General features: G+C 70.6%; 18 protein-coding genes. 6 read left to right on the top strand and 12 right to left on the bottom strand.

Going from position 1 to position 16174, the window contains the following annotated elements:
• Positions 1-212 precede the first annotated feature (212 nt).
• The 6 genes from FXO23_RS40220 to thyX all read right to left on the bottom strand — a co-directional run bounded on the left by FXO23_RS40220 (position 213) and on the right by thyX (position 7202).
• Entirely contained in the window at positions 213-1910 is a 1698-nt protein-coding gene (locus tag FXO23_RS40220; protein ID WP_158892319.1) for a ribonuclease J, read from the bottom strand.
• Complete coding sequence (gene dapA, locus FXO23_RS40225) at positions 1907-2920, bottom strand: 4-hydroxy-tetrahydrodipicolinate synthase (protein WP_158892321.1); 1014 nt, start codon at positions 2918-2920, stop codon at positions 1907-1909. The genes FXO23_RS40220 and dapA overlap by 4 nt, the downstream gene beginning before the upstream one ends.
• Before the next feature lie 131 nt (positions 2921-3051).
• Complete coding sequence (locus FXO23_RS40230) at positions 3052-4569, bottom strand: serine/threonine-protein kinase (protein ID WP_158892323.1); 1518 nt, start codon at positions 4567-4569, stop codon at positions 3052-3054.
• Positions 4570-4644: 75 nt separating this feature from the next.
• Entirely contained in the window at positions 4645-5883 is a 1239-nt protein-coding gene (locus FXO23_RS40235; protein WP_179957018.1) for an Nramp family divalent metal transporter, read from the bottom strand.
• Positions 5884-6051: 168 nt separating this feature from the next.
• Positions 6052-6450 carry an ACT domain-containing protein gene (locus FXO23_RS40240; RefSeq protein ID WP_158892325.1) on the bottom strand — a complete coding sequence of 133 codons (399 nt, stop codon included), beginning with the start codon at positions 6448-6450 and terminating at the stop codon, positions 6052-6054.
• The gene (thyX, locus tag FXO23_RS40245; RefSeq protein WP_158892327.1) at positions 6450-7202 is read right to left on the bottom strand and encodes an FAD-dependent thymidylate synthase; all 753 of its coding nucleotides are present in this window, start codon (positions 7200-7202) and stop codon (positions 6450-6452) included. The genes FXO23_RS40240 and thyX overlap by 1 nt, the downstream gene beginning before the upstream one ends.
• A 142-nt stretch (positions 7203-7344) precedes the next feature.
• On the opposite strand from thyX, the gene FXO23_RS40250 reads away from it, so the two are divergent.
• From FXO23_RS40250 to FXO23_RS40260, 3 genes are all read left to right on the top strand, one after another.
• On the top strand, positions 7345-7866 hold the full coding sequence (locus tag FXO23_RS40250) for a toxin-antitoxin system HicB family antitoxin (RefSeq protein ID WP_158892329.1): 522 nt from the start codon (positions 7345-7347) through the stop codon (positions 7864-7866).
• A 5-nt stretch (positions 7867-7871) separates the two neighbouring features.
• Positions 7872-8789, top strand: a complete 918-nt coding sequence (locus FXO23_RS40255) for a DUF4097 family beta strand repeat-containing protein (RefSeq protein WP_158892331.1) — start codon at positions 7872-7874, stop codon at positions 8787-8789.
• A 125-nt stretch (positions 8790-8914) separates the two neighbouring features.
• Entirely contained in the window at positions 8915-11740 is a 2826-nt protein-coding gene (locus FXO23_RS40260; protein ID WP_158892333.1) for a helix-turn-helix transcriptional regulator, read from the top strand.
• Here FXO23_RS40260 and FXO23_RS40265 read toward each other — a convergent pair.
• Genes FXO23_RS40265 through FXO23_RS51940 form a run of 4 tightly spaced genes read right to left on the bottom strand, consistent with a single transcriptional unit; the run spans position 11720 to position 12563 of the window.
• Positions 11720-11908 carry a DUF397 domain-containing protein gene (locus FXO23_RS40265; protein ID WP_158892335.1) on the bottom strand — a complete coding sequence of 63 codons (189 nt, stop codon included), beginning with the start codon at positions 11906-11908 and terminating at the stop codon, positions 11720-11722. The two genes, FXO23_RS40260 and FXO23_RS40265, sit on opposite strands and share 21 nt — an antisense overlap.
• 21 nt (positions 11909-11929) lie before the next feature.
• Positions 11930-12283 (bottom strand): Scr1 family TA system antitoxin-like transcriptional regulator, encoded by a 354-nt coding sequence (locus FXO23_RS51930; protein WP_246258310.1) that lies wholly within the window; start codon positions 12281-12283, stop codon positions 11930-11932.
• Positions 12284-12306: 23 nt separating this feature from the next.
• Complete coding sequence (locus tag FXO23_RS51935) at positions 12307-12447, bottom strand: hypothetical protein (protein WP_246258311.1); 141 nt, start codon at positions 12445-12447, stop codon at positions 12307-12309.
• Complete coding sequence (locus tag FXO23_RS51940) at positions 12426-12563, bottom strand: helix-turn-helix domain-containing protein (protein WP_343034565.1); 138 nt, start codon at positions 12561-12563, stop codon at positions 12426-12428. Before FXO23_RS51940 ends, FXO23_RS51935 begins: the two co-directional genes overlap by 22 nt.
• Before the next feature lie 255 nt (positions 12564-12818).
• Between FXO23_RS51940 and FXO23_RS40275 the strand changes: the two genes are divergently transcribed.
• Together FXO23_RS40275 and FXO23_RS40280 are read left to right on the top strand one after the other, a co-directional pair.
• Positions 12819-13379 (top strand): NADPH-dependent FMN reductase, encoded by a 561-nt coding sequence (locus FXO23_RS40275; protein ID WP_158892337.1) that lies wholly within the window; start codon positions 12819-12821, stop codon positions 13377-13379.
• A gap of 131 nt (positions 13380-13510) precedes the next feature.
• A complete protein-coding gene (locus tag FXO23_RS40280; RefSeq protein ID WP_158892339.1) occupies positions 13511-13651 on the top strand; it encodes a hypothetical protein in 141 nt (46 codons plus the stop codon).
• Positions 13652-13718: 67 nt separating this feature from the next.
• Here FXO23_RS40280 and FXO23_RS40285 read toward each other — a convergent pair whose 3' ends face one another.
• Both FXO23_RS40285 and FXO23_RS40290 read right to left on the bottom strand, forming a co-directional pair.
• Positions 13719-13961, bottom strand: coding sequence for a hypothetical protein (locus FXO23_RS40285; protein ID WP_158892341.1), 243 nt, complete (start codon positions 13959-13961; stop codon positions 13719-13721).
• Positions 13962-14260: 299 nt separating this feature from the next.
• The gene (locus FXO23_RS40290; RefSeq protein WP_158892343.1) at positions 14261-15481 is read right to left on the bottom strand and encodes a winged helix-turn-helix domain-containing protein; all 1221 of its coding nucleotides are present in this window, start codon (positions 15479-15481) and stop codon (positions 14261-14263) included.
• Positions 15482-15539: 58 nt separating this feature from the next.
• On the opposite strand from FXO23_RS40290, the gene FXO23_RS40295 reads away from it, so the two are divergent.
• Positions 15540-16097 carry a GNAT family N-acetyltransferase gene (locus tag FXO23_RS40295; RefSeq protein ID WP_158892345.1) on the top strand — a complete coding sequence of 186 codons (558 nt, stop codon included), beginning with the start codon at positions 15540-15542 and terminating at the stop codon, positions 16095-16097.
• The last annotated feature ends 77 nt before the right edge of the window (positions 16098-16174 follow it).

The following is a 16174-nucleotide window of genomic DNA, read 5'->3' on the forward strand; positions in this document are numbered from 1 at the left end:
CATTGACATTGATCCCGCCGCCGCGAGTTGCACACCCAAGCACGCGAGTTACACACTCAGGTACGCGAGTCACACACTCGGGGGCCCGCAGGGCGCATTCGGGCTGCCGGGACCCGGTATCCGGCGGGTTCCCGATCGCGGCGGGCACCGGGAAGCCGACCGGTGTCGCGGGGCGGTCCCGAGTGTGTATTTCGCTTACCTGAGTGTGGAGTTCAGACCGGGATGACGGTGGGCACGATCATCGGGCGGCGGCGGTAGGTGTCGGCCACCCACCGGCCCACCACGCGCCGCACCGACTGGGCGATCCGGTGCGTGTCGGTGATGCCCTCCGATTCGGTGCGGGAGAGTTCCATCTCCACCAGCGGCACCACGGCGTCCAGGGCCTTCGGGTCGTCGGAGAAACCGCGGCCGGAGATCGTCGGCGGCGAAACGGCCCGCCCGGTGCTGGAATCCACCGCGACGTTGATCGCGATGAACCCGCCCTCGCCGAGGATCAGCCGATCCGACAGCGTCGACTCGCCGACATCGCCGACCGAGAGCCCGTCCACGTAGACGTGGCCCACCTCGACCCGGCCGGTGATCCGCGCCTGGCCGTCGACCAGGTCCACCACCACGCCGTCCTCGGCGATCACCACGTTGTCCTCGCTGACCCCGGTCCGCACCGCGAGGGCGCCGTTGGCCCGCAGGTGCCGCCACTCGCCGTGCACCGGCATCACGTTGCTCGGCCGGATCGCGTTGTACAGGAACAGCAACTCGCCCGCCGACGCGTGCCCGGACACGTGCACCTTCGCGTTGCCCTGGTGCACGACCTGCGCGCCGAGCCGCACCAGCCCGTTGACCACCCCGAACACCGCGGTCTCGTTGCCGGGGATGAGAGAACTGGCCAGCACCACGGTGTCCCCGGCGCGGATCGAGATCTGCCGGTGCTCGCCGCGCGCCATCCGGGACAGCGCGGACAGCGGCTCGCCCTGCGAACCGGTGGACACGAACAGCACCTGCGTCTCCGGCAGGTTCACCGCCTGGTCCAGGTCGATCAGCAGGCCCTCCGGGATGCTGAGCAGGCCCAGCTCGGCGGCGATGCCCATGTTGCGGACCATGGACCGCCCGACGAACGCCACCCGGCGGCCGTGTTTCACCGCGGCGTCGAGCACCTGCTGCACGCGGTGCACATGGCTGGCGAAGCAGGCCACGATGACCCGCTGCCGCACCCGCGAGATCACGTCGTCGAGCACCGGCCCGATGTCCCGTTCGGGCGTGACGAACCCGGGCACCTCGGCGTTGGTGGAGTCGACGCACAGCAGGTCGACACCCTCGTCGCCGAGCCGGGAGAACCCGGCCAGATCGGTCAGCCGCCCGTCCAGCGGCAGCTGGTCGAGTTTGATGTCACCGGTGTGCAGCACCACCCCGGCCGGGGTGCGCAGCGCCACCGCGAGCGCGTCCGGGATGGAGTGGTTGACCGCGAAGAACTCGAGCTCGAACGGCCCGACGATCCGCCGCTCCCCTTCGCGCACCTCGATCAGCTTCGGCCGCTGCCGGTGTTCCTTGGCCTTCGCCGCGAGCAGCGCCAGGGTGAACCGCGAACCGTAGACCGGCAGATCGGGCCGCATCCGCAGCAGGAACGGCACCGCGCCGATGTGGTCCTCGTGCCCGTGCGTGAGCACCAGCGCGTCGATGTCGTCGAGCCGGTCCTCGATCGCCCGGAAGTCGGGCAGGATCAGATCGACGCCGGGCTGGTCGTCCTCCGGGAAGAGCACCCCGCAGTCGACGATCAGCAGCCGGCCGTCGAATTCGAACACGGTCATGTTGCGGCCGACCTCGCCGATGCCCCCGAGCGCGACCACGCGGAGACCGCCGTCGGGTAGTGCGGGCGGGGGGTTGGTCGGTCCGGGTCCTGTCGAGAGCGAGCTCACCTATGAATGGTCCCTACGCTGGTATGGGTTGTCGGCGCGACATACGCGGCCGCGGAGTCGGTGTGGGCGACCCGGGAGCCGTGCCAGTCGCTGGTCGGGGAATCGTCGAGGGGCACGCCCGCCTGGGTCAGATCGGCGGCGATGGCCTGGATCTGGTCTTCGGTCGCGGGCACGATCGGTAGCCGCGGCTCGCCGACGTCGTGGCCGCGCATGCGCAGCGCGGTCTTGCCGAACACCACGCCGCCGACCCGGGAGAACGCCCGGTACACCGGCAGCATGCCGCGGTGGTTGGTGCGCGCGGTGGAGGTGTCGCCGTCCTCGTAGGCCTCGATCATCGCGCGGATGCGGCCCGCCACGACGTGCCCGACGACGCTGACCACGCCGGCCGCGCCGACCGAGAGCCACGGCAGGTTCAGGCCGTCGTCGCCGGAGTAGTAGGCGAGGTGGGTGTTGGCGATGACCTCGCTGCCCGCGAGCAGATCGCCCTTGGCGTCCTTGACCGCGAGGATCCGCGGGTGCTCGGCGAGGCGGCGCAGGGTGTCGACCTCGATCGGCACGATCGAGCGCGGCGGGATGTCGTAGAGCATGACCGGCAGCTCGGTCGCGTCGGCGACCGCGGTGAAGTGCGCGTAGAGCCCGGCCTGGGTGGGCCGGGAGTAGTACGGCGTCACCACGAGCACGCCGTGCGCACCGGCCTTCTCGGCCTGGCGGACGAGTTCGATGCTGTGCGCGGTGTCGTTGGTGCCGGCCCCGGCCACGATGGTCGCCCGGTCGCCGACGGCTTCGAGAACTGCCCGGATCAGATCGGCCTTCTCGGCGTCGCTCGTGGTCGGGCTCTCCCCGGTGGTGCCGTTGAGCACGAGGCCGTCGTTGCCCAGCTCCACCAGGTGCACCGCGAGCTCCTGGGCCCGCTTCAAGTCGAGCGCGCCGTCCGCGTCGAAGGGGGTGACCATGGCCGTGAGCACGCGCCCGAACGGTCTCCCGGGCGCTGCGGTAGGAGGAGTCGACATGCTCCTGACGGTACCTCTTCCTCGTGGTCAGCTCGGCTTCGAGCTGGCTGAACGCCATGATCATCGCATGCGGCGGCCACACGGCGGAGGATCCCCCGTGCGCCTATCATGCGGCCGGAACTTCTCCGGCGCTACTTGATCTCGTGCTTCACCGATCCCTGGCTCGCGGCGCCGCCGGTCCGCTCGACGAAGCAGTGCACGGTGCGCTCCAGGCTGTCGCTGGAGGAGGCCGGGGCCTTCTTCCACTCGTTCTCGGTGGGCACCAGCGCGCGGTATCGCAGGTTCGGCCGCTCGCCCGGGGTGATCCGGTTGGTGTTGAAGCTGCTCGCGCACCTCGCCTCGCCGAACCGCTTGAGCACGTCCAGCCCCGGGTAGGCGGCCAACGGCTTGTCGCTGGAGCTGGAGCTTTCCAGCTTGACCGGTTCGGCCTGGTCGAACAGCTCCGCGTAGTGCAGTTCCTTGCAGTCGACCCAGTTGTCCTTGGTCGGCACGGCTTGCGCCTCGAGCTTCACGTTGACGCAGCCGTCGCTGGACGAGCTGGAGGACCAGTTGAACGCGCGGATGTCACCGCCGTCGCCGTAGGTCAGGGTCGGCAGCATCGCGGAGTCGGCCTCGGGCGAGAAGATCCACTTGCCGACGAACAGGCCCGCCACGAGCAGGGCCACCGCGACCACCGCGGCCCCGATCGCCAGCGCGGTGCGCTTTCCCCTGTTCGCCCGCGTGGCGGGCGGGGCGTAGTGCACCGGCGCCTGGCCGGTGTACAGCGCGGTCTGGCCGCCGGGCGGGGTGGCCTGGCCGGTGCCCGAACTCGCCATCGACAGCAACCCGCGCGCCTGGGTCGCGGTGATCCTGGCCTCCGGGCTGGAGATCAGCAGTCCCATGATCGCCGACGCGAGCGGGCCCTGGCCGCGGGTCAGGTACGGGACCTCGTTCATGATCGCGTGCAGGGTCGCCGCGGTGGTCGGCCGCTCGAACGCGACCAGGCCCTCGACCGCGAAGAACAGCGTCGCGCCGAGCGACCAGAGGTCCGATTCGGGCATCGCCTCGCGGCCCTCGACGCGTTCGGGGGCCATGAACGCGGGCGAGCCGACGATCATCCCGCTGGTGGTCAGCCGCGGATCGTCCACCGCCTGCGCGATGCCGAAATCGGTGAGCTTCACGCGGCCGTTCGGGGCGACCATGATGTTGCCGGGCTTGACGTCCCGGTGCACGATGCCCGCGGCGTGCGCGGCCTGCAGCGCGGACAGCACCTGCTCGCCGATCGCCGCGACCCGCGCGGGCGGCAACGGTCCGTGCTGCCGCACCAGATCGGACAGCGTGGGCGCCTCGACGAGCTCCATCACGATGTAGGTGGTGTCGCCCTCGTGGATCACGTCGTACACGGTCACCACGGCCGGATCGTTGAGCTTCCCGCCGGTGCGCACCTCGCGCAGCACGCGCTCCTGGAACACGCCCACGTCCTCGGCACCGCCGGGCAGGTGCAGGCTCTTGATCGCGACGTGCCGCCCGATCACCCGGTCCTCGGCGCGCCACACCACGCCCATGCCGCCGCGGCCGATCTCGCCCAGCAGCGCGTAGCGTCCGGCGATCACCTGGGGCGCGTTCGCGGGCTGCGTTCGCTGCGTCTGCTGGGTCTGTTCCTCGGTCACGATCGGCTTGCCTTCCCTCCAGATTTGGCCAGGATGGTAGTCCGACCTTTCCGGAGGGGCCGCGGTTCCCGGAGATCAGCCGGTGAAGGTGAGCCAGATCAACGCCACGTTCAGCGTGATGATCACACTCGCGACCACCCAGCCGAGGCCCATGGTGACCCGGTGGTTCGCGTGCTCGCCCATCAGGTTCCGGTCGCCGGTCAGCTTGATCAACGGCACCAGCGCGAACGGGATCCCGAACGAGAGCACCACCTGCGACACCACGAGCGCGCGGCTCGGATCGACCCCGGTCGCCAGCACCACGATCGCGGGCGCGAGCGTGACCAACCGGCGCAGCAGCAGCGGAATCCGTTTGCGCAGCAAGCCTTGCATGATCATCGCGCCCGCGTACGCACCGACCGAAGTGGACGCGAGCCCGGAGGCGAGCAGCCCGACCGCGAACAGCAGCGCGACCACCGGCCCGAGCGCCTGGCCCACCGCCGCGTGCGCGCCCTCGATCGAGTCGACGCCCTCCTGCCCCTGCAGGTTCGTCGCGGCGAGCAGCACCATGGACAGGTTCACCGCGCCGGCCAGCAGCATCGCCAGCCCCACGTCGTACCGGGTGACCTTCAGCAGCCGTTTCCGCTGCGCGCCTTCGGGTTGCCCGTGCCGGTCGCGGGCCAGCCCGGAGTGCAGGTAGACCGCGTGCGGCATCACCGTGGCGCCGAGCATGGCGGCGGCGATGAGCACGCTCTCGGTGCCCTGGAACCGCGGCACCAGCCCGCCGAACGTGCCGGACGCCGACGGTGGTTCGACGAACACGCCGACCAGGAAGCCGATCGCGATGATCGCCAGCAGCCCGGTGATCACCCGTTCGAACGGGCGCTGCCCCCGCTTGTCCTGCACCAGCAGCAGCCCGAGCGAGACCACCCCGGTGATCAGCCCGCCGACCAGCAGCGGCAGCCCGAACAGCAGGTGCAGCGCGATCGCGCCGCCGACCACCTCGGCGAGGTCGGTGGCCATGGCCACCAGCTCCGCCTGTCCCCAGTAAGCGAGCCGGACCGGCCGCGAAGTCTTCTCCCGCACCGCCTCGGGCAGCGACATCCCGGTGACGAGCCCGAGTTTGGCCGACAGGTACTGCACCAGCCCGGCCATCAGGTTCGCCGCGACGATGACCCAGACCAGCAGGTAGCCGAACTGCGCCCCGGCGCTGATGTTGGACGCGACGTTGCCCGGGTCGACGTAGGCGATCGCGGCGACGAACGCGGGGCCGAGCAGCACGGATCCGGCGCGCACCTTGGCGAGTTTCGGACGAGCCGCCTGCGCCAGTGCCATCACGCCACCTCAGTTCCCCAGAGTTGTCGGTTCAACCAACTCCAAGTTTAGGCGCGCCGAACATTCCTGCCTAGCGTGACGTCCCACACTGATCCGAATGCCAGAAGTGTCGTGAGGGGACCCCTCCAGACAAATTTTGTCTGGAGGGGCCCCCTCATGAAAGAAGCACTAGGCGGGGAGTGCGACCTCGTGGCCGGAGGCGCGCAGGGCGGCGATCGCCTGGTCGAGCTGGTCGCCGCGCACCAGGATGTGGTCGGTGTCGAAAGTGGACAGTGAGAACAACGCGACCCCGGCGGACGCCAGTTCGCTGGCGAGCGCGGCGATGATCCCGGTGAGCGTGAACGCCAGCGGCCCGCGCACGGTGAGCAGGCGCCAGCCGTCCTCGACCTCCGCGTCCCCGGGCGCGAGTTCCGCCGGGCAGATGACCGACAGCTCGCTCGGGGTTCTGGTCACCGACACCAGCACCGGATCGGTGACGTCCAGAAGCCCGGGCGGGGTCGGGGCGTCCGGCGCCAGCCGTGCGACGGCGTACTCCCCCGCCTGGACGTCGATCGCGAGGCGGCGCATCAGCCTTCGAGCACCTTCGGGCTGGAGGCCACCTCGGTGCCGTCCGGCAGGGTGGAGATGGTGAAGTCCGCGAACACGTTCTCCGCCACCTTCTGCAACTGCCGCAAGCATTCCACGGCCAGCGCGCGGATCTCGACATCGGCGTGCTCGGTCGCGCGCATGGCGATGAAGTGCCGCCACGCGCGGTAGTTCCCGGTGACCACGATCCGGGTCTCGGTCGCGTTGGGCAGCACCGAACGCGCGGCCTGGCGGGCCTGCTTGCGGCGCAGTGTCGCGCTCGGCGCGTCGGCGAACTTCTCCTCCAGCCCGGCGAGCAGTTCCGTGTAGGCGTCCAGGCTGGCCTGCGTCGCGGCGAGGAACTTCTCGTGCAGCTCCGGGTCCTCGGCGATCACGTCCGGCTCGACGAACGCGGCCTTGCGCTCGGGGACGTACCGCTGCGAAAGCTGAGAGTACGAGAAGTGCCGGTGCCGGATCAGCTCGTGGGTCAGCGAACGCGAGATCCCGGTGATGTAGAAGCTCGCGGAGCCGTGCTCCAGGACCGACAGGTGCCCGACCTCGATGATGTGGTCGATGTACCCGGCGTTGGTGGCGGTCTTCGGGTTGGGCTTCTTCCAGGACTGGTAGCAGGCCCGGCCGGCGAACTCGGCGAGCGCCTGGCCACCGTCGGAATCGGTGGACCACGGCACGTCCTCCGGCGGGAAGAACTCCGTCTTCGCGATCAACTGCACCTTCGGCGACACCGTCTCGGCCACGCGCGCTCCTCTTGACTCCCCGCTCCTGACGAACACCGGCAGCCTAACCGCCGCCGGACGGGCCGCCGGGATCAACACCCGCGCACCACGGCGACACCATCGCTTCCTTGACTGGTGTCATATGTGGTGGCATGTTGGTGTCATGGACCTGACGCCGTACATCACCAACCTCCGCGAGGACCTCACCGCGACGGCCTCCGCCGGAGACGAGCAGACCCGGCGCGCGGCGGCGGTGCTGTCCGCGGCGCTGGAGCCGGCGGTGCGCCTCGCGCTGATGAACGCGCTGGCCGATCTCGCGGCGGAGGTCACCGCGAGCCTGCCCGACCACGTCGTGGAGGTCCGGCTCGACGGCCGGGACGTCCGCGTGGTGGTCACCGGGACGGGCGGTTCGGCCGCGGAGGAAGCTCCCCGTGCCGAACGGACGCAGGCGCCGCTGCCGCCGATCGACGGCGGCGACATCACCCGCATGACGTTGCGCATGGTGGAGAAGATCAAGGGCCAGGCCGAGCAGGCCGCCGCCGCGCAGGGCGTCTCCCTCAACACCTTCATCTCGCAGGCGGTGCAGGGGGCGTTGCACGGCACGGTTCCGGGCCACGGTTCGCCGGAGAAACCGAAGCAGGGCAAGCAAACCGACTCGTTCCTGCACGGCTGGGTGGAGGGCTGACCGCGATGCCGACCGAAGAGCAGACCTCGTCCGGCGAGGAACTCGTCCGCACCCAGGCGTACCCCGTCGACGGGCCGATCGAACTGGACATCAGCGTGACGATCGGCCGGATCGACATCCGGTTGAGCGCGGACGTCGAAGAGGCGACCGTCGAGGTGCGCCACGACCCGTCGGCGCAGGAGCCCTGGGCGACCGGGGTGACGAACGTGCTGAACTGGGTCACCGAGCGGTTCGGTGACTCGTTCGGCGCCGACCTCAGCGGGACGCCGGTGGACGCGGTGCAGCAGGCGCGCATCGAGAAGACCGGCAACCGGCTGTCCGTGCGCGCGCCGAAAGCCCTGCCACTGCGCCGGATTCCGCTCGCGATCACCGTGCACGCGCCGGCCGGTTCCCACCTCGAGGTGAAGGCGGGCGCGGCGGACGTCAAGGTGACCGGTCCGGCGGGCCGCGCCGATCTGGTCACCGGCACCGGTGAGGTCGCGCTGGACCGCGCCGACGGGGCGGCGATCGTCCGCACCGGTTCCGGCGCCATCCGCCTCGGCCCGACGCTGGCGGGCTTGCAGGTGCGCACCGGCAGCGGTGACGTCGAGGCGTCCTCGCTGTCCGGTTCGGCGACCATCGTGACCGGCACCGGGGCCATCTGGCTCGGCGTGGTGTCCGGGGAGGTGCTCGCCCGCAGCGGCAGCGGCGACCTCTCCGTCGCGGAAGCGGCCGCGGGCAAGCTCGAGCTGCTCACCGGGTCCGGCGAGGTCCGGATCGGCATCCGCTCGGGCGTGGTCGCCGAGATCACCCTGTCCTCGGGTTCGGGCAAGGTCTCCAGCGAGCTGGACGTGTCCACCGAACCGCCCGACGCCGGAGCGGCGCTGAAGGTGAACGCGCGCACGGGGTACGGCCACGCGGTGGTCACCCGGGCCGCCCAGTAGGCCACTTCCCAGGGGGCAGGAAGGGAGCTTTACTACCGTTCAACCGTAGTAAAGCTCCCTTCCTCATGTTCTCCTGGAGTAAAGCTCCCTTGCTATTTTTCGCACCCGGCTAGGCTCTGGTCACGATGAGCACGAACGTGGTAAGCCCGGTCTTCGTCGGGCGGGACGGCGAATCCGATCGCCTCGACCGGACCTTCGAACGCGTCGCCGGGGGTGGCGCGGCCACCGTGCTGATCGGCGGCGAGGCGGGGATCGGCAAGACCCGGCTGATCGGGGAATTCACCGCCCGGCTCGGGGCGCGAGCCCTGGTCCTGACCGGCGGCTGCGTGGAATTCGGCGCCGAGGGCCTGCCGTTCGCGCCGTTCGTCGCCGCGCTGCGCGGGCTGTCCGGCGACCTGACCGACCACGAGCGCACCGCGCTGGCGCCGCTGCTGCCCGGCTCCACCCCGGCGACCCCGACCGCGGGCGACGAGGCCCGGCCGCGGCTGTTCGAGGGCATGCTGGCGCTGCTCGCGCGGCTGGGCGAGAAACGGCCCGTGGTCGTGGTCATCGAGGACGCCCACTGGGCGGACCGCTCGAGCCGCGACCTGCTCGATTTCCTGGTGCGCAACCAGCATTCCGCCGACGGTTCCCTGCTCGTGGTCACCCATCGTTCCGAGGAACTCGGCCGCACCCACCCGCTGCGCCCATTGCTCGCCGGGCTGGCCCGGTTGTCGTGGACCGAACGCCTCGAACTGGCCCGGCTGGGCAAACGCGAAGTCGTCCGCCAGGCCCGCGGCATCCTCGGCCGCGAACCGGATCCGGCGCAGCTCGGCGTCCTCTACCGGCGCAGCGACGGCAATCCGCTATTCGTCGAGGCGCTGCTCGACCGCGACGGCACGGACGGGCTTCCGGCGTCGCTGGCGGACCTCCTGCTCACCCGGATCGACCGGTTGCCCGAGGACGCCGCGCAGGTCGTCCGGATCGCCGGGGTCGGCCCGATCAGCGTCTGCCACCGCCTGCTGGTCGCGGTGTCCGATGTGGACTCGGCGACGCTTTCGCGCGGCCTGCGCGCTGCGGTGGACGCGAACGTGCTCGCCGTCGAGGGCGACGGCTACCGGTTCCGGCACGCGCTGATCGGCGACGCCGTGTACCGCGATCTCGTACCGGGCGATCGGCTCGCCTGGCACGCCCGCTACGCCGAGGCACTGCGCGCCGATCCGACCCTGGCCGCCAGCCCGCGCCCGACCGCCGAACTCGCGCACCACCTGTTCGCCGCCCGGGACCTGCCCGGCGCGCTGTGCGCGGCCTGGGCGGCGGCCGACGAGGCCAAGCGCTCGCTCGCCTACGCCGAACAGCTCGGAATGCTCGAGCGTGTTCTGGAACTGTGGGATTCGGTGCCCGGCAGCGCCGAGCGCATCGGCGCCGAACGCCTCGACGTCTTGGAGAAGGCGGTCCACGCGGCGAGCCTGGCCGGGGAACTGGCACGCGGCGAAGCGCTCGCCACCGAGGCGCTGGCCGTGCTCGAAGGCACCGGTCAGCGGGTCCGCACCGCCGCGATGCTCGAACAGCGGGCGCGGATCCGCGGCCATTCCGGGCTTCCCGGCACCCTGGCCGATCTTCGTGAAGCGGTGCGGATCGTGCCGCCGGACAGCCAGATCCGCGGTTTCCTGCTGAACTCGCTCGCCGCGCATCTGATGGAGATCCCGAACGAGGAGGAAGCGCGGAAGGTCGCGGAGGAAGCCCTCGCCGCCGCGCACGAAGCGGGCGCGGATCCGACCGAGGCTTCCGCCCTGATCACGCTCGCGGTGGTCCGCGGCCGCGCCGGGAACCCGGACGCCGAACTGCCGAAGTTCGCCCGAGCCCGCGCGATCGCGGAGAACATCGGCGCACACCGCATCCAGCTGCACGCCCTGCACTGCGAATCCTCGCTGATGCAAGCATTCGGCCGACTGGAAGAGGCGGAAAGTCTTGCGCGGCAAGGATTGGCGGTCGCCCGCGAGGTCGGGCTCGCCCGGTCGGACGGCGCCGAGCACGCCGTCGACCTCACCGCCGCGCTCGTCGCCGCGGGCCGCTGGGACGACGCCCTGGAAACCGCCGATCGCGCACTCGAACTCGCCCCACCACCCAACCACCACGCGCATCTACTGGCGTTCAAGGGTTTTCTCGCGCTGCACCGCGGCGATCTCGCCGACTGCGCGAGCCTGACCGAACGCTCCTACGAGTTGCTCGGCGGCGAAACGAAGTTCTGCCAGGACCCGCTCATGTTGCCGCGGCTGAAGGCGGAACTCCGGCTCGCCGAGGGCGACCCGAAGGCGGCCGCGCGGGTGGTGGCCGACGTGCTGCCCGGCGAGTACCTGCTCGATTCCTCCCGGTTCGCCTGGCCGCTGCTGGTGCTCGGCGCGCGCACGGCCGACCCGGACCTGCTCCCGCGACTGCGCGAACTGGCCGATCGCCTACGCGTCGCGGGCCCGGTACAGCACGCGTTCGCCCTGACCTTCGCCGCCGAAGCGGACGGCGCGGCGTGGGACGCGGCGGTCGCCGCATGGGAGAAGGTCGGCCAGCCCCTGCGCCTGGCGGAGGCGCTGCTCCCCGCCGCCGAAGCCGCGATCACGGTCGACCGGGAAGCGGCGGCGGCTTCCCTGCGCCGAGCCGCCGAACTCGCCGATTCCCTCGGCGCGCTCCCCTTGCGCGAACGCATCGGCGACCTCGCGCGCCGCGCCCGGATCGTGCTGTCCCCGAACGAACCGGAACCCGATCAGGCGATCGCCCGCCTGGGCCTCACCCCGCGCGAACGGGAGATCCTGCGCCTGGTCGCCGACGGCCGGGGAAACAAGGAGATCGCCGAGCAACTGTTCATCTCGGCGAAGACGGCCAGCGTGCACGTGTCGAACATACTGGGCAAACTCGGCGTCGCGAACCGGGTGGAGGCTGCCGCCACCGCCAACCGCCTAGGAATCTTCGCGTCGTAGGAACGCCCGCCACGCCGCGGCCGACACGACGAGCGCACCGGCCTCGGGCGACTTGCTGTCGCGCACGGCAACCGCCGGACCGATGAAGGCCACCTCAACGCAGTCGCCGTTGGCACCATCGCCTCCGCTGTATGTGCTCTTCCGCCAGGGAACGTTGATCAGGTCCACGGCGTGCCTCTCCGGCTCGGCTCAGCGTTCGGCGGCCACCTCCCGGATCAAGGAGATCGAGTCCTGCTCATCCAGTCCGAGATCGGTGAAGTGGTCGAACAGCAGCCTACCAGCGCGAATATCGCGCGGTTTCTCCAATTGCATCGATCCGAACCCGTATTCGAGATAGACCAGGCCGGGTTCCTCTGGGTCCTCGAAATCCACGATGATGAAGTTGCTGTACAGGCCACTGTGCGGGCCAACGTTCTGCGGAATCACTTGCACCGTCTGCAGTCGCACGGCGACCTCGTTCTCCAGCCGCTTCCCGGTGAAGGGATCGCGGGCCGAATCGAAAACGGTCCGCATGTAGGTCTCGGTTTGCAGCAGCCCGGGCACGAAACCGAGCTGATACGTGCGGATCATCGAGCCTCCGCTTCGATGCTGACGAAGCCTCGGTCGTCCAGGCCGTAGGCGTACCACCAGCCGCGCTCGTCGGCGCGGTCGTAGAGCTTGACGTAGTCCGGGAAGTCCGGGGTGATCACGCCGTAGAGGTCCAGCATCGCCAGGTACTCGTGGTAATGCGGCAGCGGCCCTTCTCGATGCGGCTCATCTTCGACGGCGAGAAGCGCAGCTTCTTCCCGGCCTCCTGCTGCGTCATCCGCTCGCGGTCGCGCATGCGGCGAAAGCATCCGGCCGACCTGCCGCATGCGCGCGTTGGGTTTGCGTGGCTCACGCACCGGAAATCACCCCTCGGATACGTCTGAGCACGAATCGTAAGGTGGGCTTTCGCGGTCGAAAGTTTCGACTCGCCGCGCGCCTTAGCCCCGGCTGAGATCGCGTACGCGGAAATAAGGCCCGCGCCTCATGCGGGCTCCCCCGCCTTAGGGCGAATCTCGATCCCGTCAGAGCGACACGCAAGGGAGCCGAGAATATGACCGCGAAGATCCTGGGCATCGCCGGAAGCCTCCGCAAGGGCTCGTTCAACCGCAGGCTGCTGACCGCCGCGAGCCACGAACTGCCCGACGGCCTGGCACTGGTCACCTGGGACGAGCTGGCGCACGTGCCGCCGTTCGACGAGGACGCCGAAGACGGGCCCGCGCCGCGTTCGGTCGCCACGCTGCGCACGGCGATCCTCGAGGCGGATGGGCTGCTGATCGCCACCCCGGAGTACAACGGTTCGATTCCGGGCCAGTTGAAGAACGCGTTGGACTGGGCGTCGCGGCCTTACGGCGAGTCGTCGCTGTCCGGCAAGCCCGCCGCGGTGATCGGCGCGAGCCCCGGCCAGTACGGCGCGGCGTGGGCGCAGGCCGAGCTGCGCAAGGTGCTCGGCCAGGCGGGGGCGAACGTGAGCGACGCGCAGGTCGCGGTGCCCGAGGCGTTCCGGCAGCTCGACGAGCGCGACCGGCTGCTAGACCACGAGCTGCGCACCTCGCTCACCGCGCTGATCGCCGAACTGCACCGCACCATCCGCGGTGACGTTCCGGCAGCCTGACCACGACCGCTCCCGAACGGACGCGGTGGAGCGCGGTGGTCGTGGTCTCACTCGGCATCGCAAGGGGTTCCGCTCACCCACTCGCTCCCGCGGGCCGGATGCTGCACGGAATCTTCGGGAGCCTGATTGGTGTGATCGGGATGCCGATCGTGGTGGCCTCGGTGCGTTCCGCACATCGGGCGCGAGCGATGAGCGTCGTGCTGACGTTGGTTCCGCTGAGCCGGGGTCGCCGGGCCCGCGGTTTCAGCGGGCATGGCTACCAGCCGTCCTGATCGCCGCCAGCACCCGAGCACGCCCCCGGCCCCGCGCCGGTGAGGCGGCGGGGCCGGGGTGCGGGTGTCAGTCGGTCTCGATACCGAGCGAAACGGGGTAGTCGTCGTAGGGACCGTCCTTGCACTCCCACCCGGTGGGGCTGTCGTCCTCAGGGATCACCGCACCGAGCGTTTCTTCGCACACCTCTTTCGGGATCACTTTGTGGTGGCCCGATCCCGGGACTTCCTGCGCGGAAGCGGATCCGGCGGCACCCAGCAGGGCGCCGACAGCCAGCGCTGCGACACTCATTCCGGTCGCGATGCGACGCATGTAGAACTCCTTCGCCGAAGGGGACGTGTTGTCACCGCGAGCCTTCCGCTTCTTCGCGCGAAGTTCGCGCCAGACCACACGCCTGGGCGACCGGACCGATCTCCGCACTCGCGGTGCATCCGACTGGACGCCGCCCGCGCTGACCTGTGTATTCCCGGGCGCCCACGGCCCGTCACCGCTCGTCCCGAATCTCACCGGAACGAGTCATCTCGGCAAGCGGCAGGAAGGGACCTTCACTACGCCTCAAAGGGAGCAAGGGACCTTTACTACAGTTGAACCGTAGTAAAGGTCCCTTGCTCTCACCCCCGGTGCGCGAACTGTTGACGGAGGGTGGCGGACAGGTCGCCACGGTTGCCGACGGCGACGCCGTCGAGCTGGAGCCATTCGGCCATCAGGGAAAGTTCGGCGGCCAGTTCGGCGGCGACCCGGCCGGTGTCCGCATCCGGTTCGGCGAAGGCGCCCTGCACCCGCAGGACACCAGCCGCGCGGTCGGCCTTGAGGTCGACGCGGCCGACCAGTTCGCCGTCGAGCAGGAACGGGAACACGTAGTACCCGTGCACCCGCTTCGCCTCGGGGACGTAGATCTCGATGCGGTAGTAGAAGTCGAACAGCCGCTCGGTGCGGGCGCGTTCCCAGATCAGCGGATCGAACGGGCACAGCAGCGCCCGCCCGGTGATCGCGCGGGGCACGCGGGCGTCGACGTGCCGGTAGGCCTGGGCGCGCCAGGTCCGCACCCGCACCGGTTCCAGCACACCGGCCTCCACGAGTTCCGCGACCGCCTGCTGGCTCGCGTCCGGGCCGAGCCGGTAGTAGTCGCGCAGATCGGGTTCGGTCGCCACGCCGAGCGCGGTCGCCGCGCGGGTGATCAGTTCCCGGGCCCCCTCCTCCGGCGTGATCCGGCGGGCGAGCACTTCCGGCGGGAGCACTCGCTCGGTGAGGTCGTACAGCCGCTCGAAACTCCGCCGCGCGCCGGTGGTGAGCTGTCCCATCCCGAACAGCCACTCGCAGACCTTCTTGACCTCCGACCGGTTCCACATCCCGCCGGTGATGCGGGAGTTCTCCCCCATCACCTGCCGCTCGATCTCGCCCGCCCCCACCGGGCCGAGTTCCTTCACCACCGCCAGGACGTCCTCGACCAGCATGGGCGACCGGTCGATGATCCGGCTGTACCCCTTCCACCAGCCGGGCCGTTTCGCGCCGGACTGCAGCAGGGGCCAGTCCTCGACCGGGATCAGGCTCGCCTCGTGCGCCCAGGACTCCACCAGCAGCCGCGGCCGCCGCGTGCTGTGCGCCCAGGCCGCGTCGTCCACCAGCGCGGGCTCGTACGCCCCGAGCCGCGCGAACACCGGGGCGTAGTGCGCGCGCACCGCCACGTTCACCGAATCCAGCTGGAGCAGCTGGGTTCTGGCCAGCACCCGGCGCAGATGCCGCCGGGTGGGCGCCCCGGCGGGCCGTGCGTCGGCGAATCCCTGCGCGGCGAGCGCCGCCCTGCGCGCCACCGCCAAACTGATCGTCTGCATCGTGGGGTCATAGTGCCAGGGGCCACCGACAATTTCGGGACGCGTTAGGTTGCGGGGCATGAGTACCGCCGAGGTCCGCACCGCCACCGTCGACGACGCCGGGGAGATCGCCCGGATCCAGCGCGACACCTGGCGTGCCGCCTACGCCGAGATGCTGGGCGAGCACGCGCTCGCCGAACTCGACGCCGCCGACGCCGAGCGCCAGTGGACCGGCGCGATCGAGCATCCGGAAACCCGCGTGTACGTGGCCCTCGAAGGCAGGTTCACGGTCGGTTTCTGTGTCGCCGGGCCCGCTCCCGAAGAGGAGTCCGCCGCGGCCGACGGCACCCCGCCCCCGGACGCCGACCGGATCGGGCTCATCGCGTCGGTGCTCGTCGAACCGCGCTGGGGACGGCGCGGCCACGGCGGGCGGCTGCTCGCGACCGCCGCCGCGGATCTGCGGGGGCTCGGCGCGGAACGCGGGATCTCCTGGGTGGCGCAGGCGGATTCGGCCTCGCTGGCGTTGTTCCGGCGCGCGGGCTGGCATCCCGACGGCACCGTGCGCACCCTCGACACCGGCGAACGCCTGCTCAAGGAACTCCGCCTCACCGGCACCCTGGAACTCGCCCTCACCTAGATGTGCCCCACGAACACCTTGCGCACCTTTCGTCGCGAGGCCGTTCCGGGCGTGCGGGTCCCCCACGAGCACGGCGG

Source organism: Amycolatopsis anabasis (assembly GCF_009765355.1).
Classification (GTDB): Bacteria; Actinomycetota; Actinomycetes; order Mycobacteriales; family Pseudonocardiaceae; genus Amycolatopsis; species Amycolatopsis anabasis.